We start from the raw sequence: 23,291 nt of genomic DNA on the forward strand, positions 1-23,291 counted from the left end.
CGGCCACAGTGAAGATCAAGACGCTTCTCATCGCCAACCGTGGCGAGATCGCTTGCCGGATCGCCCGCACGGCGCGGGCACGGGGCGTCCGGCCTGTCGCCATACATTCCGAAGCCGACGTTAACGCGCTCCACGTGCGCGAGATCGGCCATTCGATCTGCATCGGCGGCGGGCCGGCCTCGGAAAGCTATCTGCGCATCGACGCCGCGCTGGCCGCGGCGAAGGCCGCCGGGGCCGACGCCGTCCATCCCGGCTACGGCTTCCTCGCCGAGAACTCCGAATTCGCCCGCGCGGTCGAGGCCGCCGGCATGATCTTCATGGGGCCGACGCCGGAAACCCTGGAACGCTTCGGCGACAAGGCCAGCGCCAAGGATGCCGCCATCACCGCCGGCCTGCCGGTGATCTCGGGCGCCGCGGGCGCCCTGTCCGATCCCGACAAGATCGCCGCCGAAGTGCGCCGGATGGGGCTGCCCGTGCTGCTCAAGGCCGTAGGCGGCGGCGGCGGACGTGGACAGCGGTTGGTGGCAGACGAAAAGACCCTGATGGCCGACATCGAGGGCGCGCTGCGCGAAGCGAAGTCCACCTTCGGCTCGGAAGGTCTCCTGCTGGAACGGTTCCTGCCCGAGGCCCGCCATGTGGAGGTGCAGATCGCCGGAGATGGCAAGGGCCACGTCGTGCATCTTTTCGAGCGCGACTGCACATTGCAGCGCCGGCATCAGAAGGTGATCGAGGAGGCGCCCGCCTGGGGCCTGCCCCGCGCGCTTCTCGACGAGATCGCCCAGAACGCCGTGCGGCTGGGCGAGACGCAGCACTATCGCGGCCTGGGCACGGTGGAGTTCCTGGTCTCGGGCGAGGAATACTTTTTCCTCGAGGTGAACCCGCGCATCCAGGTGGAACATCCCGTGACCGAGGCGATCACCGGGCTCGACCTCGTGGCGCTGCAACTGCGTATTGCCGAGGGTGCGGGCCTTGGCCTGAAGCAAGGCGATCTGACGATTGACGGTCACGCCATCGAGGCACGGCTCTATGCCGAGGACCCGGCGATGCAGTTCGCTCCTTCCACCGGCACGCTGACCACGCTGAGCCTGCCCGACGATCTGCGCATCGACAGCGGCGTCGAGGCAGGCGATGTCGTGACCCCCTATTACGATCCGATGATCGCCAAGCTGATCATCCACGCGCCCGACCGCGAGACGGCGCTGGCGCGGCTCGCGCTGGCGCTGGATCATGTCGCGGTCGAAGGCGTCGAGACCAACCGCGCCTTCCTCGCCGCGCTCGCCCGCAACGCCGAATTCGAGAAAATGAACGTCCATACCCGCTGGATCGACGAGCGGCTGGACGATCTGACTGCGGCGGCGAAAGTGCCGGGCATCCGGCTCTGGAAGGCCATGGCAGCCGTGCTCTTCGTCACCCGCGGGCGCTCAGACGGTGCCGCCGAACCGTGGTCGAACCGCGACCTCTTCACCAACTGGCGGCTCGGCCTTGGCGGCGACGCGATGGAGGCGGGCCAGCGCGTGATGCTGACCGACGCAGCGGGAAGCGTCGAGGAGCTCTGCGTCGGCCCGGTCCGCTCCGGCGACACCTACACGGTCTACGGCAGTGATGGTGCCGCCCTCACTTTCTCCTGCCGTGAGATCGCGCCGGGCCGGTGGCGCGTGGCGCAGGGCGAGACGGTAGACGTGGCAACCGCGCGCCTTCATGCCGGGGTGATCGAGATCGACGCCGAGCCGGGCCGGCTTGTCTTCCGCCCGGCACCACCTTTGGCCGCGGCCGGCGGCGACACCGCTGCCGAACGGACCGTTGCCTCGCCGCTGACCGGAATGATCGTCGACGTCAAAGCGTCCGAGGGCGACGCGATAGCGGAAGGCGATGTCATAGCGGTCCTGGAGTCAATGAAGCTCGAGATCTCCATCAAGGCACCTGCCTCCGGCATCGCCGCGAATATTGCGGTCTCCAAAGGCATGATGGTGGATCGCGGCCAGATGATCGCCGAGATCATACCACCCGAAAAGGAACAGGCATGACCGATTTTCCCAAGTTCGTAGAGTTTCGTGAAGAAGGCCCGCGCGAGGGCTTTCAGATCGAAAGCAAGATCTATCCGATCGAACAGCGGATCGAACTGATCGACATGCTCAGCGATACCGGGCTGAAGCGCATCCAGGTGGGCAGCTTCGTCAGCCCCAGATACGTGCCGCAGATGGCTGATACGGGCGAGCTGTTCCAGCGCATCAAGCGCAAGCCGGGTGTGAAATACACCTCGCTTTGGCTGAACGAGAAGGGATTCCGCAAGGCGTTGACCGCGCATGAAGTCGATATCGACCCGCGTCTTTTGTTCTATCCGTCTGAAGCTTTCGCACAGGCAAACAACAACTGCTCCTCAGCGGAGATGCGCGAGCGGCAGCGCGAGTGGGTGCGGCTCTACAAGGAAGCGGGCTACACCGTCGATGCCGCCTATGTGATGACCGCGTTCGGCTGCAACCTGCAGGGACCGATTCCGCAGGAGCAGGTCCTGGACGACTTCCGCTTTGTCCTCCAACTTTGCGAGGAAGAGGATATTCCGGTACCTATCCTCGTGATCGCCGACACAATGGGCTGGGGCAACCCCGAGGCGGTCAAGCGCATGATCGGCGCCCTGCGCGAGCTTGCGCCCGGGGCGCGCATCGGAATGCATCTTCACGACACGCGCGGGCTGGGCATCGCCAACATCCATGCGGCGTTGTCGATGGGGGTGGACATGTTCGAAAGCTCGGTCGCCGGCCTTGGCGGCTGCCCCTTCGCCGGCCACGGCAACGCCCGCGCCGCGGGCAATGTCTGCACCGAGGACGCGGTTTTTCTGTGCCACGAGACGGGCATCGAGACGGGCATCGACCTGGACAAGCTGATCGCCGCCGCGGTCAAGGCCGAAGAGATCATCGGCGCGCCTCTGATGGGCCGGGTGATGCATTCCGGCGGCCTCGACAAATTTCGCAAGGCGAAATGAGGAGGATTGATATGGGAAAGACGCTGGATGGAAAGGTGGTGCTGGTCACCGGCGCGGGCGGCGGGATCGGCCGCGAGATCGCGCTAATGGCGGCAGCCGAGGGAGCGGCGGTCGTGGTCAACGATTTGGGCGCGACGCTCAAGGGCATCGGGCAAGCTATCACCGCTGCGCAAACGGTGGTGGACGAGATCAAGGCCGCCGGCGGCGACGCCATCGCCGATGGCGGCAGCGTAACCGACCCGGACGCCGCCCGAGCCATGGTCGAGGCCGCCGTGAAGGAGTTCGGCCGCATCGACGCAGTCGTGAACAATGCCGGAATCCTGCGCGACGGCTTCTTTCACAAGATGACATATGACGATTTCGATGCGGTGGTGAAGGTACATCTCTATGGCGCCTTCAACACCAGCCGCGCCGCCGCCGACTATTTCGGCGAGCAGCAAAGCGGCGCGCTGGTGCATATGACCTCGACCTCGGGCCTGATCGGCAATTATGCGCAGGCGAACTACTCTGCGGCCAAGCTGGGGATCGCTGCGTTCTCGAAGTCGCTCGCGCTCGACCTCAAGCGTTGGAATGTGAGGTCGAATTGCATCGCGCCCTTCGCCTGGAGCAGGATGATTTCGTCGATCAAGACCGAAACGCCTGAACAGGAGGCGCGGGTCGAGAAGATCAAGAAGATGACGCCCGCCAAGGTCGCGCCGATGGCTTGCTATCTGATGAGCGATCAGGCCGCAGAGATCTCGGGCCAGATCTTTGCCGTTCGGATGAACGAGATCTTCCTGATGAGCCAGCCGCGGCCGGTGCGTTCGGTGCATTCCGGCGACGGCTGGACCGTCGACAAGATCGCTGAGCATGCCATTCCCGCGCTCAAGTCGCATTTCACGCCGCTCGAAGTGTCGGCGGACGTCTTTTCCTGGGATCCGGTTTGATGAGCAAGCGAAAACAAAAAATTACGTCGAATATCGGCTGGAGCACACCCGACAAGATCTGCGTGCGCGGACTGGACCTGCCGAACGAGATCCTGGGCCACATGAACCTCGGCGATCTGGCGTTTCTGCAATTGACGGGCCGCAAGGCCACGCCCGCGGAGAGCCGGGTGTTCAACGCCATCGTCATCACGCTGGTCGAACATGGTATCACGCCGTCCGCCCTGGCCGCGCGCATGACCTATATGGGCGCGCCGGAATCGCTTCAGGCCGCAGTCGCGGCGGGGCTCTGTGGGCTGGGCACGGTGTTCGTCGGCTCGATGGAAGGCGCCTCAAAGATGCTGTACGAGGCGCTGCCGCAGGACACGCTGGGCACCGGCGCAAATCTGGATGCTATCGCCGCTGAAACGGTCGAAAAATTCCGCGCCCGTAGGGCGATCGTGCCGGGGCTGGGCCATCCGGTGCACAAGCCGGTCGATCCCCGCACGCCGCGGCTGTTCCAGATCGCCGCTGAGAATGGAAAGTCGGGCGAATATGTCGCGCTAATCCGGAAGATCCACGCCCGCGCGGAAGAGACATCGGGCAAGATGCTGCCGATCAACGCCACCGGCGCAATCGGCGCGATCTGCTGCGAGTTCGGGTTCCCATGGAAGATCGTGCGCGGCTTTGGCGTAATGGCGCGCGCGATCGGGCTAGTGGGCCATATCCTCGAGGAGAGCGAAAATCCGATTTCCTACGAAATCTGGCAGCGCGCTGAAGAGGAAATCCTAGAGACAAGCGGCCCCGGTGACAAGGCGAGGTGATGGATGCAGCAGGGCAATCGGGTGAATCTCCGCGTGACAATTCCCGCGAAGGCTGAATCTGTGGGTGTCCTCTTGATTCGCGGAGGACAGGACGATGGGGCAGGCCGAGACGCAAGCCGAGCGCGCATTTGACCAAGTCGTTGGGTGGCTGGAGCATTTCGAGCCCCTGGAAGACCCGCGCCAGGCCGGCAAGGTGTGGTATCGGCTCGACGAGGTGCTGCTCCTGTGCTTGGTTGCCGTCCTCGCCGCCGCCGAGAGCTGGGTGGAGATCGCCGAGTTCGGCAAGAAGAAGCTGGAGCTTCTGCGCTGCTTCCGGCCGTTCGCGAACGGCACGCCGTCGCACGACCAGCTGGGCGACCTGTTCGCGGCGCTCGATGCCGAGCAGTTCCAGAGCTGCTTCATCGCCTGGGTCGGCTCCCTCACCAAGTTCGGCCCCGATATCGTGGCTGTCGACGGCAAGACGCTGCGGCGCGCCTATCAGGAAGGCGGGGGCAAGGCGCCGATCCACATGATCTCGGCGTGGTCGAGCCGGCAGCGGCTGGTGCTGGGCCAGGCCAAGGTGGCGGAGAAGTCCAACGAGATCACCGCCATCCCTGAGCTCTTGAAGCTGCTGACGCTGAAGGGGGCGATCGTCACCATCGACGCCATAGGCTGCCAGAAGGAGATCGCCGCCACGATCGTTGAGAGGGAGGCCGACTACGTGCTGGCGCTGAAGGGCAACCAGGGCACGCTCAGCGCCGATGTGGAGCTGTTCTTCGCCGAGCAGAAGGCGTGCGACTTCCCGCGCTCGGCGCGACAACGCTGTCTCGCACACCGGATGCGCAATCTCGCCGTCAAGGTCCCGACCGACCTGTGGCCGGACTTCAAGGCGCGGGCGAGCGCCTGCTACCAGGCTCCCTCTGGGCCATCGCGCGCGAGCTGGCGAAGGGCATGCGGGCGGACTACGGGACAGTCTTGGCGAGCGCGGTCGCCTGCTTTGAGGATGACTTCGAGGCCTGCATCGCCCACCTGCGGCTCCCGGTGACGCATCGCCGCTCGACGCGGACCACGGATGAGATGGACAAGCGTTTTCTTCGCTGTCGTGGCATAATCCTGAGGCGCGGGCGACCTCGTGGCGAAGAGCGGCGCAGCGGCTGCAAGCGCCGCCGGGTTGCCTCATTCAGGCCCTGCCGGCTTGGGGCTTCCGCGCGCCCCAGCCTTCGGACGGCGTGGCCGCCAATGCGCGACCAGGTGGTCGTAGCTCCGCTCCGCCTGTTCCGCGAGGCGCATTTCCTGCTCGCGGAGCGCCTTGACGTTGTAGGCGTAGGCGGGCCCCCGCCGGTTCCCCTTCCTTTGTGGCTTGCCGGCTTGCAATTCCATGGCGCGCAGCTTGTTCGCGACCAGCGCCGGACGCGCCCAGAGATAGTCCTGCTGCTTGGTGAGCAGATGCCAGCACAGGACGGTGAGCTTGCGCGCGACCGCGACGGCGGCGACCTGATGGCCGCGCCTGGCGCGGAGGCGGACGAAGAAGGCGTGCAGCGGTCCCGGCGCCTTGGCTGTCAATCGGCATGGAAATCTTCCATGCCGAAACACACGCCAGTCCTCGATGCGGCAAGTCGTCGAGAATGCCGAGAGCGCCAGGCGGCAATATGCGCTTCGCGGGCGCGCCGTCGCCCTCGGATGGCACGACGAGCAGATTATCGTCATCGACAACGATCAGGGAGAATCCGGCGCATCGGCGGCCTGGCGCGAGGGGTTTCAGCGACTGGTAAGCGACGTCGGCATGGGGCATGCCGGGATCGTGATGGGCCTGGAGGTCTCCCGTCTGGCGCGCAACAATGCCGACTGGCAGCGTCTTCTGGAGATTTGCGCCCTTGCCGACACCCTGATCCTCGATGAAGACGGCGTCTACGATCCGGCCAGCTTCAACGACAGGCTTTTGTTGGGGTTGAAGGGAACAATGAGTGAGGCCGAACTGCATGTGATCAAGGCACGGCTGCGCGGCGGCATCCTCAACAAGGCGAGGCGCGGCGAGTTTCGCTGTCCCCTGCCAACCGGGCTGGTCTATGATCATGTCGGCAATGTGGCACTCGATCCGGACACGCAAGTCAGGGAGACGATCGTCCATTTCTTCGAGACGTTCTCTCGCGTCGGATCCGCCTCCCAGACTGTCAAGGCCTTTCGTACGGAAGGCCTTTTGTTCCCGTCACGCCTGCACAACAGCGGCACGGTGTTTCGGCCGCTGACCGCGTCAACGGCGGTGCGCGTCCTGAACAATCCGCGCTACGCCGGTGCCTACACCTATGGCCGACGACAGTTTCGGCGCACCATCGACGGCAAGAAGACCGTGCGAGCGCGAGGCAACGACGACTGGCTGGCCTGCATTCCCGATGCCCATCCTGGTTATATCAGCTGGGAGCAACATCAGGAGAACCTGAAGATCCTCAGGGAGATCAGGGAGAACGGCCACGGATACGAAGTCGCACGAGCGTCAATTCCAAGAGAAGGCCCGGCGCTGCTGCAAGGCCGGGCCGTGTGCGGGCAATGCGGCAGGCATTTCCGGGTTCGCTACGCTGCCCGGCGCGGCCGGCAGGAAGCCTGGTACGTCTGTGATCGCGCCCACACCTATCGCGGCGAGCCCGTGTGCCAGTCGATCGCCGGGCCTCCTGTCGACAAAGCCATCGGCATGCTGATTGCCGAGCAGATGACGCCGGCCGCCGTCGAACTGGCGCTCGAAGTCCGCAAAGAGATCGAAGCACGGCATGAAGAGGCGGATCGGCTGCGCTGTCGCGCGATCGAGCGCGCCCAGACCGAAGCCGATCTCGCCCAGCGCCGTTTCATGCTCGTCGATCCCAACAATCGCCTCGTCGCCGACACGCTCGAAGGCGAATGGAACGAGAAGCTCCGCATCTTGGCCAATGCCCGCGAAGAGCGCGAGCGCGCCCGAAAGCACGATCAATTCTTCCTCGATGAAGCCGTCCACGAGCGGCTGGTCGCAATGACAGCGGATTTCGACCAGCTCTGGGCGGATCCCAACACCCCAAACCGCAACCGCAAGCGGCTGCTTGCCCACATCATCGAGGACGTCACCCTCATCAAGCTGCCGGCAGAAGGAACCACCAAAGTTCACGTGCGCTTCAAGGGCGGCAAGATCCAGACGCTCACCACCATGAGCCCAAAATCCTCCGCCCAGCAGATCAAGACACAGCCCGGCATCGTCGAACAGGTCGACAAGCTCCTCGACGGCCACATCTACTCCGAGATCGCCGACCTCCTCAACCAGCAAGGATATCGCCCTGGCGAGGCCGCGCGCAGCGGTCGGCACGACGCCCGCTTCACGCCAAAACGGGTTGCCTATCTCGTCCACGAATATAAGCTGCGTTCGCGCTATGACCGGCTGCGAGAACGCGGAATGCTGACGAAACAGGAAGCGGCGGCGCGTCTCAATATCCACGAGCACACCGTCACCAGATGGGCCGAGTTCGGCCTCATCGCCAGCCATGCCTATAATGGGCACTATTGCCTGTACGAAGTTCCCGATTCAGACCCGCCGCAAAAGCATTGCAGCCGATGGGACCGGCTCGTCGATCGGGCAGCCGCGCAAAGGCAAAATGCCAGCCGGCAAAAGCTCTCAACTGAACACGAAAGGGACGCAGTATGAATGCAGATCGTTCGTGAACAGGCACGCCCCCTGGCCGTCATGCCAGATCACCTTGATGAGGTCGCCGCGCCGACCGCGGAACACGAACAGGTGCCCGCCATGGGGATCGTGCCGGAGGACCTCCTGCACCTGCAGCGAAAGCCCGGCGAAGCCTTTGCGCATGTCGGTATGGCCCGTCGCAAGCCACACCCGCACCCCACTCGGGATCGGAATCATCGCCGGTCCAGTACCGCGACGAGGCGCCCGATCGCTTCCGGGTCGACACCCACGTCCACGATGATCCGCCGACCGCACAAAAGGACGATCTCCATCCGTGCGCCAGCTGCGGTCTCCTCCTGGCCGTTGCCCATCTTCGCCGGGGCAATGACCGCAGGGACGAATGCGGGGCCAACCGACGCTGCCGCCCTCGTCGCCTGGAACGCGCGGCGCCAGCTCACAAGCTGCGAGCGCGACAACCCGTGGCGCCGCGCCGTCTCAGAAACGAGACGCGGGCCGGCCAGGCTCTCCAGAACTATCTTCAGCTTCGCATCGTAGCTCCACCGCCGGCGACGCCCTGTCTCGACAATATCGAGCCGCTCAACGTGACTGTGCATATAGCTGTCCATACGCACTGTTCTCTGCCCCCTGCCGCTTCGCAAACAAGACGGCCCTCACCGCAGGGATACCGCTGGACAGGGGCCGCCATGATCGAAGCCGCCAAGGGCTTCCGCCGGCTGAAGGCCCACAAACGGTTGCCCAGCCTGCGCGCCGCCCTTCTCGCCCATCAGGCCGAGTGCGCCCTCGGCGCCGGCCTTGACCCTGTCCGAGAGGCTGCATAGCCTCTTCAACCAGCGACGTCCGCCGCGCTCTTTTCAACATCAACCGGGACATCTCACCGCGGCCGGCCGCGGCAATTGCACTGGCTCGCTTCAAATCTGTACGCTCAGCATGTGTCGGTCCCGGTCAAAACCTGCCCGACCATGACGGAGGGTGTCCCGGCACGAGCCGGGCCGCTCCGCCTCCGCGCTGTGTTCTCTTCCGTGCCTCGGCACGGGCCCATCCCGGCGCGGGCGCTTTGGCGGCCGGCAGTCAGCCTGTAGAGGCAGGAGCATGTCCGACACCGCCAACAACCTCCGCAAGAACCTCGCCGAGATCCAGGCCGCCATCAGCCGGGCCGAGGCCGATTACGGCCGCGCGCCGGGCTCCGTCCAACTCGTCGCGGTGTCCAAGACCGTCCCGCCGGAGGGGATCCTGCCGGCCCTGGAGGCCGGACAGCGCGTCTTCGGCGAGAACTACGTCCAGGAGGCGAAGGAGAAATGGCCGGGGCTGCGCGAGCGCTTCCCGGATGTCGAGCTGCACATGATCGGGCCGCTCCAGTCCAACAAGGCCCGCGACGCGGTGCGCCTCTTCGACGTGATCGAGACCGTGGACCGCCTCTCGCTCGCCTCCGAGCTCGCCAAGGAGATCGCGAAGGCGGCCGGAGCGCGCCGGCCCCGTCTCCTCGTTCAGGTCAATACGGGCGAGGAGCCGCAGAAGGGCGGCGTCGCCCCGTCGGACGCGGACGCGTTCCTGCTCGCCTGCCGGGAACGCGGGCTGGAGATCGTGGGGCTGATGTGCATCCCGCCCGCCGACCAGCCGCCCTCCCCGCATTTCGGGCTGCTCGCGAAGATCGCCGCCCGGAACGGCCTGAAGACTCTCTCCATGGGCATGAGCGCGGATTTCGACGCCGCCATCCAGCTCGGCGCGACGCATGTCCGGGTCGGCACGGCCATCTTCGGCGCGCGCCCGGCGCGGGCCGCGTGAGCCAGACCTTATCCTTCCGGACGTCATCCAAAGGTCACACGGAACCTTTTTCGCCGGAGCCAGATTGTCTCGCTCCCCCCTTGGCATGTGCAATGCTCCCATAGGCGCGAAAGACGCTGAAAGGGGGCAGGGCGAATGTTCGAGATGCTTGTCGGCGGGTTTCTTCTCACCGGTTCGGTCTGCGCGGTCGACGGCACCGCCTATCGCGATTGCCGGGAGATCCCGGCGGCGCAGTTCGGGAACAAATATGTCTGCGACAAGCGGGCGGAGACGATCCGGGAGAGCTTCCCGGCGATCGCGCCCGAGCGGCTCGGCTTCGAGAAGGGCGAGCTGCTCAAGATCGAGCTGAAGTGCAGCGCGGCCCACATGGCGAGGATCTGAACGAGCGCCGCTCCCCAGGAGGCGGGAGAGCTCCGGGCATCCGAGCGGCCGCGCCGCCGCGGCCGCCTCATGCCGAAGACGGGCCGGTACCGTGGATCGGCCCGATAGGGCCGCCGCATACCCCACCCCGAAAGCAGAGCGCGGCTGCAGCTCCCTCGCGGTCACGACCGCGCATCTCCGTGAGCCGCCGGCGCTAAGCTTGATCCGTCGCAAGAAATCTCGGCCGTCGACGCCTAAATAGGGGACGGGGGCGAGAGAGGAGACGGATGTGACCATCGAGGGTGTGAAGAATCTGCTGGTCGGCTTCACCAAGGACGACGACAGGACGAGCTGCGCGGTCGCCTATGGCCTTGCCCTGGCGCAGGAGGCCGGGGCGCATGTGACGATCCAGGGCGTGTCGTCGAAGATCGTGGTGGCTCAGCCGATCGCGAGCTCCGTCGCGCAGGGCCTCGTGGCCGACGACAACCGCCGCCGCCTCGCACTCGCCGAAGCTGCGGCCGAGGCTGCCCGCCGGGACGCGGCCGCCAAGGGGGTGCCCTGCGTCGCGCAGACGGTGCAGATGCGGCTGACGGATGCCGCGGCCGTGTTCGGCCGCCAGGCCCGCCTGCACGATCTCACGATCATGGACCGTCCCTCCGACCTCCTGTCCTTCCCGCGCGCGCTGCTCGAGGAGGCGCTCTTCGCGAGCGGCCGGCCTGCGATCGTGCTGCCCGAAGGCCGGACGGATTTCCGGCTGGAGCACGTGATGGTGGCCTGGGACGGCAGCGCCCGCGCCGCGCGCGCACTGAACGAGGCGATGCCGTTTCTGAGGGCGGCGGAGAGCGTGAGCCTCGTGGCCGCCTCCGAGAAAGGCAAGGACGAGGCGATCCCGGGCTCCGAGATCGCGCCCCATCTCGCGCGACACGGGATCGAGGCGACGCTCGTCGATCTCCCGGTGGGGGCGGGCGGTGCAGCCGAGACCCTGCGCCAGCAGGCCCAGGTCCGGCGCACCGACCTGATCGTCATGGGCGCCTTCGTCCATTCCTGGTGGCGGCAGGTGACGCTCGGCGGCGTGACCGAGGACTTCCTGGAGAACCCGCCGGCCCCGCTCTTCCTCTCGCATTGACGAGGTGAGGCAGCCGGGTGACCCGGCTGCCTCACCCGAACGGGTCAGAGGGCGGGATGGTGCTCGGGCGTCGTGAGATCCTCGAACCGCATCTGCTCGACCGCCTTGGCCTGCATGGCCGCGAGCGCGCCCTCGACCTCGCTCTCCGGCAGGTTCAGGTCGGCGCGGCGGAGATCCGCGAAGACGCGCCGCAGCACGGCGTCGCCCTGCCTCTGGTCGAGGCCCAGGCGGACGATCTCGCCCGCATATGTCTCCGCCCGGCTCTCGTCGAAGCCCATCCTGTCCGCCGCCCAGAAGGCGAACAGCCGATGGCCTCTCGCGATGCCGATCAGCCGGCGGTCCTCGTCATGGGCGAACTTGGCCTCGAAGGCCCGCTCCCGCTCGTCGAAGAGGGTCATCTAGCGTCTCCCGCAGCTTTCCTCCCGCGGCGCCTGGACGGCGCTCGTCTGAGTTGGCTCGGGGATCGTCCGCCCATCGGGCGCGGCTGGCAAGCGGGCCGCTACACCTCGCCGCAGTCACCGGTTCCGAAGAGCGGGGCCAGGGCCCCTCGTTCAAGAGCCGGCGCCGCGCGAGAAGCGTGCGCCGAAGAACAGCGTCGCTCCGAAGGTCATGAACATCAGGACGACGCCCGTAACGACCAGGATGCTTTCCGTCGGCATTGCCGCCTCTCCCTTTTCGACCTGGCGATCGTGCCGGATCCGACGGCGGGCGCCTTGATCTCGCTCAAGGACGATCACGAACAGCCCAGGCATAGTCGGGGAGCCACGGGTTCATGCCCGGCGGGTGCGGGTCCATTCGTGCGGAGGGCGGCGAGGTGAATACCTTCCAGATTGCCGAGGTCGGGGAAGCGTGCGCATGAGGAAGGCTCGGGCTCTGGCGATCTCCGCCGCGCTCGGGGCCGCCGCCCTTGCCGGCGCGGGACCCGCCGCGGCGCTCGATGCGCGGGCGCAGCGCGGGCTCACCTTCGCGCGCACGCATTGCGCGCAGTGCCACGCGATCGGACGTGCCGGCCCTTCGCCTCTCGCGAAGGCGCCGGCCTTCCGGACGCTGCATACGCGCTACCCGGTCGAGGACCTCGCCGAATCCTTCGCGGAGGGCATCGTGACCGGCCATCCGACCATGCCCGAATGGCGGCTCGACCCGGCGCAGATCGGGGACCTCCTGGCCTATCTCAGGTCGCTGGAGGACTGAGCGCGTCGACCCCCCGGGGGCGGCATTCGGGCCAGGGGATGTGGGAAGGGGCGGCTCCGCCCGGCGCCGCGGCTCACTGGAGGCGACTGGTGGGCGCGACAGGGATTGAACCTGTGACCCCTACGATGTCAACGTAGTGCTCTCCCGCTGAGCTACGCGCCCTCTGGCACCAGTCCGTCGCCGGGAGCGGCCCGTATAAGGGCTCGGGCGTGGCTGCGCAAGCGGCGCAACGGGCGCGATCGCGGCCTGCCGGAACCTGAACCGGAGGGGCCGATTGTCTCTCCGGACCGATCGGACCCGACATGAGCGAACCCCGCATACCCCAGACGCCGGAGCCGGCGCCGACCACGCCCTCTCCGAACCCGCAGCAGCCGCTCCCGCCGGAGATCCCCGCGCCGCCCTCGACGGAGCCGATCGGCGTCCCGGATCCCGGCCCCGGGCCGGGCCCCAGCGTCGAGCCGCCCGGCTTCCCGGGGCCCTCGGTCCCCATCGGCCCGCAGCCGACGGCCTGAGCTTCCCGCTGGCGCGCGGCCGGGCCCGGCTCTATGGCTCCGGGCGTGAGTTCCGCGCCCGACATCGATGCGCTGTTCCAGGCCGCGGCGTCCGCACGCGAACGCGCCTATGCGCCCTATTCCGGCTACCAGGTCGGAGCGGCGCTGGCCGACGAGAGCGGCCGCGTCTTTGCCGGCTGCAATGTCGAGAACGCCGCCTATCCGGTCGGAACCTGCGCTGAGGCCGGCGCGATCGCCGCCATGGTGGCCGGAGGCGGGCGCCGGATCGCGGCGATCCTCGTCCTGGCGGACGGGCCGGAACTCGTCACCCCGTGCGGGGCCTGCCGCCAGCGGATCCGCGAATTCGGGACGGACCGGACGCCTGTCCACCTCGCCGATCCGGGCGGGGTGAAGCGCAGCCTCGCGCTGGGGGAGCTGCTGCCCTTGGCCTTCGGGCCGGACAGCCTTGCCGGAGCGGGCGGATGACCGTCCTGCCGCAAGAGGTGATCCGCCGCAAGCGCGACGGCGGGGCGCTGGACGATGCCGAGATCGCGGCCTTCGTCGAGGGGCTGACCGCCGGCCGCGTCACCGACGCCCAGGCGGCCGCGCTCGCCATGGCGATCCTCTGGCGCGGTCTGTCCATGCCGGAATGCGTCGCCCTCACCCTGGCCATGACGTGGTCCGGGACGGTGCTCGCCTGGGACCTGCCCGGCCCGGTGCTCGACAAGCATTCGACCGGCGGCGTCGGGGACACGGTGAGCCTCGCCCTCGCGCCGGCGGTCGCGGCCTGCGGCGGCTTCGTGCCGATGATTTCTGGCCGCGGTCTCGGGCATACCGGCGGCACGCTCGACAAGCTCGATGCGATCCCGGGCTACCGCTCGCAGCCCGATCTCGGCAGCTTCCGTAGCGTGGTGGCGGAAATCGGCTGCGCGGTCATCGGCCAGACGCTCGACCTCGCGCCGGCCGACCGGCGCCTCTACGCCATCCGCGACGTGACCGGGACGGTCGAATCGATCGACCTCATCACGGCCTCGATCCTGTCGAAGAAGCTCGCGGCCGGGCTCGACGCCCTGGTCATGGACGTGAAGGTCGGGTCCGGCGCCTTCATGGCGCACCTGCCGGACGCGACGGCGCTCGCGGAGCGCATCTGCACGGTCGCGAACGGGGCAGGGCTCCCGACATCGGCCCTCATCACCGACATGGACGAGCCGCTCGCCTCCGTGGCGGGCAACGCGCTCGAGGTCGCCTATGCCGTCGATTACCTGACCGGGCGCCGGCGCGAGGGGCGCTTTCACGAGGTCACGGTGGCGCTCGGTGCCGAGATGCTGCGCCTGGGCGGCCTGGCCGCCGATGAAGGGGACGGCCGCGAGCTGATCGAGGCCGCGGTCGCGAACGGACGGGCCGCGGAGCGCTTCGCCCGGATGGTCGCCGCGCTCGGCGGGCCGAACGACATCCTGGAGCACCCGACCCGGCATCTCGCGGCCGCGCCAGTCGTCCGCGCCGTCGAGCCGGCCGGGCCCGGCAAGGTCGCGGCCGTCGACGCCCGCGCGCTCGGGCTTGCGGTCGTGGCGCTCGGGGGCGGGCGTACCCACCCCGATCAGGCGATCGACCCGGCGGTCGGCCTGACGCAACTCGCCGGGATCGGGCAGGAGGTCGGGCCGGGCGCTCCCGTCGCCCTGGTGCACGCCCCCGACGAGGCCGCGGCGGCGCGGGCGGTCGAAACGGTCCGCCGAGCCTACAGCCTCGCAGATATCGATGTCGCATCCGCGCCCCTCATCCGGGGGCGCTGGACGCCGGAGAGCAGATGACACTTCTCGTCGCGATCAACGGCTGGGATCTCGCGCCCTGGCTGGACCGTTTTCGCCGCCTCCTTCCTGAGAGGCGGGTCATCGCAGCCGGCGAGGAATTCGACCCGGCCGAGATACGCTACGTCGCATCCTGGAAGCACACGCCGACGAGCCTTGCCGGCCTGCCGCAGCTCGAGGCGATCTTCTCGCTCGGGGCGGGCGTGGACCACCTGATCGGCGATCCACAGCTCCCGAAGGTGCCGATCGTCCGGGTGGTGGACGAGGATCTCACCGAGCGCATGAGCGAATACGTCGTCCTGCACTGCCTGATGCATCTTCGCCGGCAGAAGCAGTACGACGCGCAGCAGCGGGAGCGGCGCTGGTACGACGACCGCGACCAGCCATCCGCGCGAGAGCTCCGGGTCGGGCTCCTGGGTCTCGGCGTGCTCGGCGGCGACGCGGCGAGAAAGCTCAAGGTCATGGGGTTCGACGTCGCCGGCTGGAGCCGCTCGCCGAAGGCCATCGAGGGCATCCGCTCCTTCGCGGGCGAGGCGGAGCTGGACGCTTTCCTCGGCCGGACCGACATCCTGGTCTGTCTCCTGCCGCTCACGCCGGCGACGCGCGGCATCCTGAACCGCGCGCTCTTTGCGAAACTGGCCCGGGACGGGCGGCTCGGCGGCCCGATCCTGATCAATGCCGGGCGGGGCGGGTTGCAGGTCGAGGACGACATTCTCGACAGCCTGGACGACGGCACGCTCAAGGCCGCGACGCTCGATGTCTTCGCGACGGAGCCGCTGCCCGCCTCGTCCCCGCTCTGGACGCATCCCGGCGTGACGATCACGCCGCATAACGCGGCGACGAGCGACCCGGACGCGATCGCCGCCTCGATCGCCCGCCACATCCGCCGGCACGAGGCGGGGGAGCCGTGGCGGGACGTGGTCGACCCGGCGGTCGGCTACTGACGCATGATCGGCGAAAGCGGGACCCGTTTCGCGGCCGGATCGGGCGCCGACCGATGGTGGCCTATCGCTTCGCCGTGCCCGGCTCCGCCATGGAGCGGTGCATCTCGGCAAGCACGGTGTTCGGCGTCACGGTTGCCATTGTGGTCTGCAGCTTGTTCTTGAGGCCGTAGACCACGTCGGCGTCCCCGCGGAGCATCGCGTCGAAGCCGGTCTGCGCGACCGCCCCGGCATCGTCCTTCGTCTGCGTGCCGACCTTCGTATCCAGCATGTCGGCGCGCTCGAAGAACTCGGTCTCGGTCGGACCGGGCATCAGGAGCGTGATGCTCACCTCGGTGTCCTTCAGCTCGTTCCGGAGCGCGAAGGAGAACGAGTCGATGAAGGCCTTCGTGCCGTTATAGACCGCCTGGAACGAGCCCGGCATGAAGCCGGCCACCGAGCCGGTGATCAGGATCCGGCCGGCATTGCGGGCGCGCATGTCGCGGCCGACCTTCTGAAGCAGGTAGATCGTGCCCGTGATGTTGGTGTCGATCACGCGCCGGACCTCGCCGAAATCCTGGTCCAGGAAGGCGCGTCCGAGGCCGCGTCCGGCATTCGCCATGAGCGCCTCGACGGGACGGCCGCGGATGGCCGCATAGAGCTTGTCGACGCCGGCCAAGGTGGCGAGATCGGCCTGCACGGCCTCTGCCTCCACGCCATGCCGGCGGAACTCGGCCGCGGCCTGGTCGATCCTGGGCTCGTCGGCGCAGACGATGAGATCGTAACCGTTGCGGGCCGCGGTGTCGGCCAGGTGATAGCCGATCCCGGTCGAGGCGCCGGTCACGATCGCTAGGGGTTTCGCCATGGCTCGGCGCTCCGGAGGCTGTGGCTGGGCAACAGGTCCGCCCCGCCGCAGTTCCGGTGCAGGAACGGAGTGCCGCGACCGGGCTGCCGGCGTTCGGAACCGAACGCCAGCTCCGGCCCGTGGAGGCTGCGGTGCCGCTTTGATCTCGCGCAAGGCGTATCTCCTCCGACGGGCGGACCGTATGGCCGGAGGGAGGGAGCGATGCCGGTCTTCGAGCTGCGTTTCCTGAAACGGGTACCCGACGATACCGGGCACGATCACCTCACCTGCCAATGCGAGATGCAGGTCGAGGCCCCGGACGACGAGGAGGCGTGCCGCCGCGCCGCAGCCGAATTCTGCCGGCTGCGACGGGTGCGGGACTGGACGAGCCACGCCGATGCGCTGGAGACCCGGCCGTGCGCGGAGCCAAGTTCCGGTCCGGGAGCCCCGCAGGCGGCGTCCGAGGCTGCGGCCGGGCCTCAGTGCGACATGAGAACCGGGATCGTCATGGCCTCGAGGATGCCCCGGCTCGTCCCGCCGAGCAGGGCCTCGCGGATGCGCGAATGGCCGTAGGCGCCCATCACCAGGAAGTCCGACCCGGAATCCGCCACATGGGACAGGATCGTGTCGGCGATCGGGATCGCGCTCGGGAGGCGCCGGAACTCGGCGCTGACGCCGTGACGGGCGAGATGCCGGACCAGCCTCGGCCCGAAATCCTGTTCCTCCTCCTCCTCGCCCTCGCGCACGACGTTGACGACTTCCACCCGGTCGGCGCGACGCAGCAGGGGCAGCGCGTCCGCGAGTGCCCGGGCCGCCGTGGGACTGCCGTCCCAGGCGACCGTCGCCTGCGCGAAGCGCATCGGCCCCTTCTGGATGTAGGGCACGATCAGAGCGGGGCGGCCCGAGCGCAGGAGAACCGTCTCGAGCAGCGTATCGGACGGGCGCCTGCGCTCCCGGTCCGGCTGCTCGATCACGATCAGGTCCGAGATCCGGACCGCGTCGGCCAGTCTCTCGGCCGCGAGCGGGAGGGCGGCGCAGATCGAGCTGCATTCCACCGGCAGGCCGGCCTGGCGGGCCTGGTCCTCGAAGCGGCCCGAGGCTGCCTGGGCCGCCTCCTGCGCCTCCTCGCGGGCGGACGCGACCATCTCGTAGCTGACCTGGGCATAGGCGAAGGTGTCGAGCGGCGCCTCCGGCACGACGCAGATACCGGACAGGGCCGCATCGAAGGCGGCCGCGAGCGAGATCGCGATCGGGCCGGCGCGCTCGCCCTCCTCTCCGAGAACCACGACGATGTCCTTGATCATGCTAGCCTCACCTCAGGATGTGCGAGCGGGACATGGGGAACCCGGCGCATCGCTTCGAGCCTTCCGGCGGTTTCGCCGAAGCTTTGCCGGATGGTGGCGTGCGCCGCCGCCGGCGCATTGACCCAGCGCAAACCGCCGGCCCGCCGCGGCGGAGAGAGCCCCCGGGAAAGAATTCGTTGAGGACGCCCCTTGGCGGCCCGTTAAGCGCTGCTGCGCCAAAGCTTATGCAACCGGCAGTCGGGCAGCGCCGGCAGGGAGCCGTTGCTTGGAGAAGCCAGCCCTCATCCGTGGCCGCATCCGCGACGAGGCCGAGGCATTCGCGGCCGCATCCGGCGGCAACGTGGCGATGCTCTTCTCGCTCACGCTCATGCCGGTGGTGTTCCTGGCCGGAGCGGCAGTGGATTATTCCGGCGCCTCCAATCTCCGCGCCAAGCTTCAGAGAGCCACGGACGGCGCCAACATGCAGCTCTGCCAGATGGCCGTGAGCTCATCCCAGGCGCAGCTCGAGGCGGCGGCCCAGACCTACATGGCAGGCTATATGGATGGGCGCCCGTTCCGGATCGAGGCGGTGGTGCCGTCCACCAAGCCGCGCCAGATCGAGCTGACCACGAGCTCCGAATATCCCACCGCGATCGTGCGGGCGGTGAATTCCAGCTTCGCCAAGGTGCCGGTGAGGGCGCAGGCGCGCTGCTTCTCCGAGCAGCAGAGCTTCGAGATCGCGCTCGTGCTCGACAATACCGGATCGATGCTCAACTCGAGCGGCGGCGTCAGCAAGATGCAGGCGATGAAGACCGCTGCCACGAACTTCGTGAACTCGGTCTTCGCCGACCCCCTGATGGCCGGCAACACCAAGATGTCCCTGGTCCCGTTCGCCGCGATGGTGGCCGTCGATCCAAGCACCTACCGGACTGCGAGCTGGATCGATCAGAACGGGAAGTCGACGCATCACTGGTCGTTCATCCAGGGCGGCGCCGCCGCGGTGGCCGGGTTTTCCGCCTACGGGATCAAGAGCCGGCTCGACGTCTACAATCACCTGAAGGGCTTCGTGCCGTCCTGGGACTGGAACGGCTGCTTCGAGGCCCTGCCGTTCCCGCTCAACACCCAGGACACGAAGCCCAGCGCGTCCAACAAGGACAGCTACTACGTCCCGGCCTTCGCGGCGGACGAATCCGGGAATGGCGGCGAGTACCAGCACCAGAACGGCGCGAGCACCGTCCGCTCCTCCAACAGCTACATCAACGACACCACGGCATCCGCCCTCCCCGCGCCGCTGCCGGCCTGCACGACGGCGCCGGACGAGGCGACCCGGACCGGTCAGGCGTGCAAATACGCCCAGCCGACCAATCCGAGGACGAGCATGACGGTCCCGTATCTCGGGACCGTGGCTCTCGGGCCGAACGTCGCCTGCACGACCCGGCCGCTCACGCGCCTGACGACCAGCCAGTCGACGCTCACGAGCGAGATCGCGGCCCTCGTCGCCAACGGCTACACCAATATCCACGAGGGCTTCATGTGGGGGTGGCGCACGATCTCGCCGAACAGCGTCTTCGGCGACGGCGCGGCCTACACCAAGCCGTACAACAACAAGGTCGTCGTGCTGATGACCGACGGCGCGAATACCTGGACCTCGAACCCGCTCAACCCGACCTTGAAATCGAGTTATTCGGCCTACGGCTATTTCAGCAATCCGGACGGGTCGAACGTCAACGCGCGTCTGCCTGCCGGCAACGCCAACCCGACCAACGACGCGCAGTCGCGGGCGGCGATCGACGCGCTCACGCTTCAGTCGTGCGGGAACGCCCGCAACGCGGGTGTCATCATCTATACGGTCGGCTTCAGCGTCTCGGGAGATCCGATCGACCAGAAGGGGCTCGCCCTGCTGCGGGACTGCGCCGGGAATGCGAGCCGGTTCTTCGTGGCCAGCGACTCGAGCAGCATCGACCAGGTCTTCCAGCAGATCGCGCAGAGCATCGGCCGGCTCAGGCTGTCCATGTAGGGTCGCCCGTCACGGCCTGCTCTTGACCGGGGCCGGGTCGGGGGCCACGGGTGGCGGCAAGACAGAACCCGTCTCGGCCGAGTGAGCCCGTGAGCGAAGCCGCCCCGCAGCCCCCCTACGACCTCGCCATCATCGGCGGCGGCGTGAACGGGTGCGGCATCGCGCGCGATGCGGCGGGGCGCGGGGCCAGGGTGGTGCTGTTCGAGGCTGACGACCTGGGGCGCGGCACCTCCTCGGCCTCCACCAAGCTGATCCACGGCGGGCTGCGCTATCTCGAATATTACGAGTTCCGGCTGGTCCGCGAGGCGCTGCAGGAGCGCGACGTCCTCTGGCGCATCGCGCCGCACATTGTCTGGCCGCTGCGCTTCGTCCTGCCGCATCGGCGCGGCATGCGGCCGGCCTGGCTGCTGCGGGCGGGGCTCTTCCTCTACGACCATATCGGCGGCTCCTCGCTGCCGAAGACCCGGGCGCTCGACCTGCGCCGCGATCCCGCCGGCGAGCCGCTGCAGCGCGGCCTCGTGCGCGCGTTCGAGTATTCGGATTGCTGGGTCGAGGATGCGCGCCTCGTCGTGCTGAACGCGCGCGACGCCGCCGACCGGGGCGCCTCGATCCATACCCGCACGCGGGTGACCGCGGCCGAACGGGCCGGAGGGGCGTGGCGCGTCCGGGCGGAGCGGCAGGGCGGCGGCGCCGTCGAGGTCAGGGCCAAGGCGCTGGTCGACGCGTCCGGCGCCTGGATCGGCCGCGTCACCGGCACGCAGGGCGGGACGCGGCCCGTCCGGCTCGTGAAGGGCAGCCATATCGTGGTGCCGCAGCTCTTCACGCACGACCGGCCCTACATCTTCCAGAACGCGGACCGCCGGATCGTCTTCGCGATCCCGTACGAGCGCGACTTCACGCTGATCGGGACGACCGACATCGACTATGCGGGCGAGCCGGCCGAGGCCGCCGCGAGTCCGGAGGAGATCGCCTATCTGTGCGAGGCGGTGAACGCCTATTTCGCGCGCCGGATCGGGCCGGAGGACGTCGTCTGGACCTATGCGGGGGTGCGCTCGCTTTACGATGACGGAGCATCGAGCGCGCAGGAGGCCACGCGCGACTACGTCCTCGACCTCGACGAGACCGAGGGGGTGCCGCTCCTCTCCGTCTTCGGCGGCAAGATCACGACCTATCGCCGGCTCGCCGAAGCGGCGATCACCAGGCTGAAGGACCATCTTCCGGCAGCCGGGAAGCCGGCCTGGACCGGAGATGCGCCGCTGCCGGGGGGCGACTTCCCGAAGGAGGCCTTCGAGCCCGAGGTGGCAAGTCTCAGGGCCCGCCACCCCTTCCTCGATCCCGCGCTCGCCCGCCGGCTGGTGCGCGCCTACGGCACGCGGGCGGAGCGCATCCTGGCGGGGGCGCGGAGGGAGGCCGATCTGGGGCGCGTCTTCGGCTCGAACCTGACCGAGCGGGAGGTCCTATACCTGATGGACCAGGAATGGGCGGAGACCGCGCAGGACGTGCTCTGGCGCAGGTCCAAGCTCGGCCTGCGCCTGACGCCGGCCCAGGCGGCCGGGCTCGACGCCTTCATGCGCACGAGGCTGCCGCATCTGGCGGCGGCCGAATAGGAACGTCGCGGGGGAGGAACGCTTGTCTTTCGTGCTGGCCATCGACCAGGGGACGACCTCCTCCCGCGCCATCCTGTTCCGGCCGGACACCTCCATCGCGGCCCTGGCGCAGCGGGAATTCCCGCAGCATTTCCCCGCGCCGGGCTGGGTCGAGCACGAGCCCGAGGACCTCTGGACCAGCACGGTCGAGACCTGCCGGGAGGCGATGCGGCGCGGCGGGGTCCAGGCGTCCGACATCGCGGCGATCGGGATCACCAACCAGCGCGAGACCGCCCTTGTCTGGGACCGGCGCACGGGCGAGACCGTCGGCCGCGCCATCGTGTGGCAGGATCGCCGGACGGCGCCGCTCTGCGCGCGCCTGAAGGACGAGGGCCATGAGGCGAGGATCACGGCCCGGACCGGCCTGCTCGCCGATCCGTATTTCTCGGCGACGAAGATCGCCTGGATCCTGGACGAGGTGCCCGGCGCCCGCGCCCGGGCGGAGCGCGGCGAGCTCCTGTTCGGCACGGTCGACAGCTATCTCCTCTGGCGGCTGACCGGCGGCGCGGTCCATGCGACGGATGCCACGAACGCATCCCGCACCATGCTTTTCGACATCCACCGCGGCGAATGGGACGAGGAGTTGCTCCGGCTGCTCCGCATCCCGGCCTCGATGATGCCGCAGGTGCGCGACTGCGCGGCCGAGTTCGGCACGACGGAGCCGGAGATCCTCGGCGGCCCCATCGCGATCCGCGGGATCGCGGGCGACCAGCAGGCCGCCATGGTGGGCCAGGCCTGCTTCTCGCCCGGCATGGTGAAATCGACCTACGGCACCGGCTGCTTCGCCCTCCTCAACACGGGCGAGACGGCGATCGCCTCGCAGAACCGGCTGCTGACGACGATCGCCTACCAGCTCGGCGGAAGGCGGTCCTATGCCCTGGAGGGCTCGATCTTCGTGGCCGGGGCGGTGGTGCAGTGGCTCCGCGACGGGCTCGGCCTGATCGAGAGCGCGGCCGAAAGCGGGCGCAAGGCGGCCGCGGCCGACCCGGCGCAGGAGCTCTATCTCGTGCCGGCCTTCGTGGGGCTGGGCGCACCCTACTGGAACCCGGACGTGCGCGGGGCCCTGTTCGGGCTCTCGCGCGGCACGGGCCCGAACGAGCTCGCCAGGGCGGCGCTGGAGAGCGTGTGCTACCAGACGGTCGACCTGCTCGTCGCGATGCGGGCCGACTGGCCGGACGGGGAGGGGGCCGGGACCGTGCTCCGGGTCGACGGCGGCATGACGGCGTCGGACTGGACGATGCAGCGCATCGCGGACCTGATCGGCGCGCCCGTCGACCGGCCCGAGATCCTGGAGACGACGGCGCTGGGGGCCGCCTATCTGGCCGGCCTGCAGGCCGGGATCTACCCGGAACCCGAGCGCTTCTCCGACACCTGGCGTCTCGACCGGCGCTTCGGCCCGACGCTGGATCCCGGAACGCGCGAGCGCAGGATCGCGGGCTGGCGCAAGGCCGTGCAGGCGCTTCTCGCGACCGCGAGCTGA

Annotated in this window: 21 protein-coding genes, 1 tRNA gene and 3 pseudogenes; 18 read left to right on the top strand and 7 right to left on the bottom strand. The window is 68.4% G+C overall.

Going from position 1 to position 23,291, the window contains the following annotated elements; genetic code table 11:
* The first annotated feature begins 8 nt into the window (after positions 1–8).
* The 5 genes and pseudogenes from HJG44_RS24245 to HJG44_RS15370 form a co-directional block, all read left to right on the top strand.
* A complete protein-coding gene (locus HJG44_RS24245) occupies positions 9–2,024 on the top strand; it encodes an ATP-binding protein (protein ID WP_171219258.1) in 2,016 nt (671 codons plus the stop codon).
* Complete coding sequence (locus HJG44_RS15355) at positions 2,021–2,980, top strand: hydroxymethylglutaryl-CoA lyase (RefSeq protein ID WP_171219259.1); 960 nt, start codon at positions 2,021–2,023, stop codon at positions 2,978–2,980. The genes HJG44_RS24245 and HJG44_RS15355 overlap by 4 nt, the downstream gene beginning before the upstream one ends.
* A gap of 11 nt (positions 2,981–2,991) precedes the next feature.
* Positions 2,992–3,906: an SDR family NAD(P)-dependent oxidoreductase gene (locus HJG44_RS15360; protein ID WP_171219260.1), complete on the top strand. Its 915-nt coding sequence runs from the start codon at positions 2,992–2,994 to the stop codon at positions 3,904–3,906.
* Positions 3,906–4,706: a citryl-CoA lyase gene (locus tag HJG44_RS15365; protein ID WP_171219261.1), complete on the top strand. Its 801-nt coding sequence runs from the start codon at positions 3,906–3,908 to the stop codon at positions 4,704–4,706. Before HJG44_RS15360 ends, HJG44_RS15365 begins: the two co-directional genes overlap by 1 nt.
* A gap of 94 nt (positions 4,707–4,800) precedes the next feature.
* Positions 4,801–5,487: pseudogene (locus HJG44_RS15370) on the top strand (ISAs1 family transposase); the annotation flags it as partial.
* Between the two features lie 374 nt (positions 5,488–5,861).
* Here the strand turns inward: HJG44_RS15370 and HJG44_RS15375 are convergent.
* Positions 5,862–6,242: pseudogene (locus HJG44_RS15375) on the bottom strand (IS110 family RNA-guided transposase); the annotation flags it as partial.
* 49 nt (positions 6,243–6,291) lie between these two features.
* Here HJG44_RS15375 and HJG44_RS15380 point away from each other — a divergent pair.
* Positions 6,292–8,346 (top strand): recombinase family protein, encoded by a 2,055-nt coding sequence (locus HJG44_RS15380; protein ID WP_171219263.1) that lies wholly within the window; start codon positions 6,292–6,294, stop codon positions 8,344–8,346.
* On the opposite strand, the gene tnpB is transcribed toward HJG44_RS15380, so the two are convergent.
* Complete coding sequence (gene tnpB, locus HJG44_RS15385; protein ID WP_171219264.1) at positions 8,317–8,562, bottom strand: IS66 family insertion sequence element accessory protein TnpB; 246 nt, start codon at positions 8,560–8,562, stop codon at positions 8,317–8,319. The genes HJG44_RS15380 and tnpB overlap by 30 nt on opposite strands.
* Entirely contained in the window at positions 8,559–8,951 is a 393-nt protein-coding gene (gene tnpA, locus HJG44_RS15390) for an IS66-like element accessory protein TnpA (protein WP_171219265.1), read from the bottom strand. Before tnpA ends, tnpB begins: the two co-directional genes overlap by 4 nt.
* A 60-nt stretch (positions 8,952–9,011) precedes the next feature.
* On the opposite strand from tnpA, the pseudogene HJG44_RS15395 reads away from it, so the two are divergent.
* The 4 genes and pseudogenes from HJG44_RS15395 to HJG44_RS15410 form a co-directional block, all read left to right on the top strand.
* Positions 9,012–9,164 (top strand): annotated as a pseudogene (locus HJG44_RS15395) (IS256 family transposase); the annotation flags it as partial.
* Positions 9,165–9,435: 271 nt separating this feature from the next.
* Complete coding sequence (locus tag HJG44_RS15400; protein WP_171219266.1) at positions 9,436–10,128, top strand: YggS family pyridoxal phosphate-dependent enzyme; 693 nt, start codon at positions 9,436–9,438, stop codon at positions 10,126–10,128.
* Between the two features lie 135 nt (positions 10,129–10,263).
* Positions 10,264–10,509 (top strand): hypothetical protein, encoded by a 246-nt coding sequence (locus HJG44_RS15405; protein WP_171219267.1) that lies wholly within the window; start codon positions 10,264–10,266, stop codon positions 10,507–10,509.
* Positions 10,510–10,777: 268 nt separating this feature from the next.
* On the top strand, positions 10,778–11,614 hold the full coding sequence (locus tag HJG44_RS15410) for a universal stress protein (RefSeq protein ID WP_346767177.1): 837 nt from the start codon (positions 10,778–10,780) through the stop codon (positions 11,612–11,614).
* A gap of 44 nt (positions 11,615–11,658) precedes the next feature.
* On the opposite strand, the gene HJG44_RS15415 is transcribed toward HJG44_RS15410, so the two are convergent.
* Positions 11,659–12,012, bottom strand: coding sequence for a DUF1476 domain-containing protein (locus tag HJG44_RS15415; RefSeq protein WP_171219268.1), 354 nt, complete (start codon positions 12,010–12,012; stop codon positions 11,659–11,661).
* 457 nt (positions 12,013–12,469) lie between these two features.
* Between HJG44_RS15415 and HJG44_RS15420 the strand changes: the two genes are divergently transcribed.
* Positions 12,470–12,805, top strand: a complete 336-nt coding sequence (locus HJG44_RS15420; protein WP_171219269.1) for a c-type cytochrome — start codon at positions 12,470–12,472, stop codon at positions 12,803–12,805.
* Positions 12,806–12,892: 87 nt separating this feature from the next.
* Here the strand turns inward: HJG44_RS15420 and HJG44_RS15425 are convergent.
* Positions 12,893–12,967: transfer RNA gene (locus HJG44_RS15425), tRNA-Val, on the bottom strand.
* 140 nt (positions 12,968–13,107) lie between these two features.
* Between HJG44_RS15425 and HJG44_RS23410 the strand changes: the two genes are divergently transcribed.
* The 4 genes from HJG44_RS23410 to HJG44_RS15440 are packed head-to-tail and all read left to right on the top strand — an operon-like array spanning position 13,108 to position 16,045.
* A complete protein-coding gene (locus HJG44_RS23410; RefSeq protein WP_210261142.1) occupies positions 13,108–13,317 on the top strand; it encodes a hypothetical protein in 210 nt (69 codons plus the stop codon).
* Between the two features lie 45 nt (positions 13,318–13,362).
* On the top strand, positions 13,363–13,782 hold the full coding sequence (gene cdd / locus HJG44_RS15430; RefSeq protein ID WP_346767178.1) for a cytidine deaminase: 420 nt from the start codon (positions 13,363–13,365) through the stop codon (positions 13,780–13,782).
* Positions 13,779–15,104: a thymidine phosphorylase gene (gene deoA, locus HJG44_RS15435; RefSeq protein WP_171219271.1), complete on the top strand. Its 1,326-nt coding sequence runs from the start codon at positions 13,779–13,781 to the stop codon at positions 15,102–15,104. Before cdd ends, deoA begins: the two co-directional genes overlap by 4 nt.
* Positions 15,101–16,045 carry a 2-hydroxyacid dehydrogenase gene (locus tag HJG44_RS15440; RefSeq protein ID WP_171219272.1) on the top strand — a complete coding sequence of 315 codons (945 nt, stop codon included), beginning with the start codon at positions 15,101–15,103 and terminating at the stop codon, positions 16,043–16,045. Before deoA ends, HJG44_RS15440 begins: the two co-directional genes overlap by 4 nt.
* Positions 16,046–16,106: 61 nt before the next feature.
* Here HJG44_RS15440 and HJG44_RS15445 read toward each other — a convergent pair whose 3' ends face one another.
* Complete coding sequence (locus HJG44_RS15445; RefSeq protein ID WP_171219273.1) at positions 16,107–16,886, bottom strand: SDR family NAD(P)-dependent oxidoreductase; 780 nt, start codon at positions 16,884–16,886, stop codon at positions 16,107–16,109.
* A 458-nt stretch (positions 16,887–17,344) separates the two neighbouring features.
* Positions 17,345–18,169, bottom strand: a complete 825-nt coding sequence (locus tag HJG44_RS15450) for a universal stress protein (protein WP_171219274.1) — start codon at positions 18,167–18,169, stop codon at positions 17,345–17,347.
* A gap of 265 nt (positions 18,170–18,434) precedes the next feature.
* Here HJG44_RS15450 and HJG44_RS15455 point away from each other — a divergent pair, with 265 nt between their 5' ends.
* The 3 genes from HJG44_RS15455 to glpK all read left to right on the top strand — a co-directional run bounded on the left by HJG44_RS15455 (position 18,435) and on the right by glpK (position 23,291).
* Positions 18,435–20,165 (top strand): pilus assembly protein TadG-related protein, encoded by a 1,731-nt coding sequence (locus tag HJG44_RS15455; RefSeq protein WP_171219275.1) that lies wholly within the window; start codon positions 18,435–18,437, stop codon positions 20,163–20,165.
* An 89-nt stretch (positions 20,166–20,254) separates the two neighbouring features.
* Positions 20,255–21,772 (top strand): glycerol-3-phosphate dehydrogenase, encoded by a 1,518-nt coding sequence (gene glpD, locus HJG44_RS15460; RefSeq protein ID WP_171219276.1) that lies wholly within the window; start codon positions 20,255–20,257, stop codon positions 21,770–21,772.
* Positions 21,773–21,794: 22 nt separating this feature from the next.
* Positions 21,795–23,291, top strand: coding sequence for a glycerol kinase GlpK (gene glpK / locus HJG44_RS15465; RefSeq protein ID WP_171219277.1), 1,497 nt, complete (start codon positions 21,795–21,797; stop codon positions 23,289–23,291).

This window comes from Enterovirga aerilata, from assembly GCF_013044135.1.
Lineage (GTDB): Bacteria > Pseudomonadota > Alphaproteobacteria > Rhizobiales > Beijerinckiaceae > Enterovirga > Enterovirga aerilata.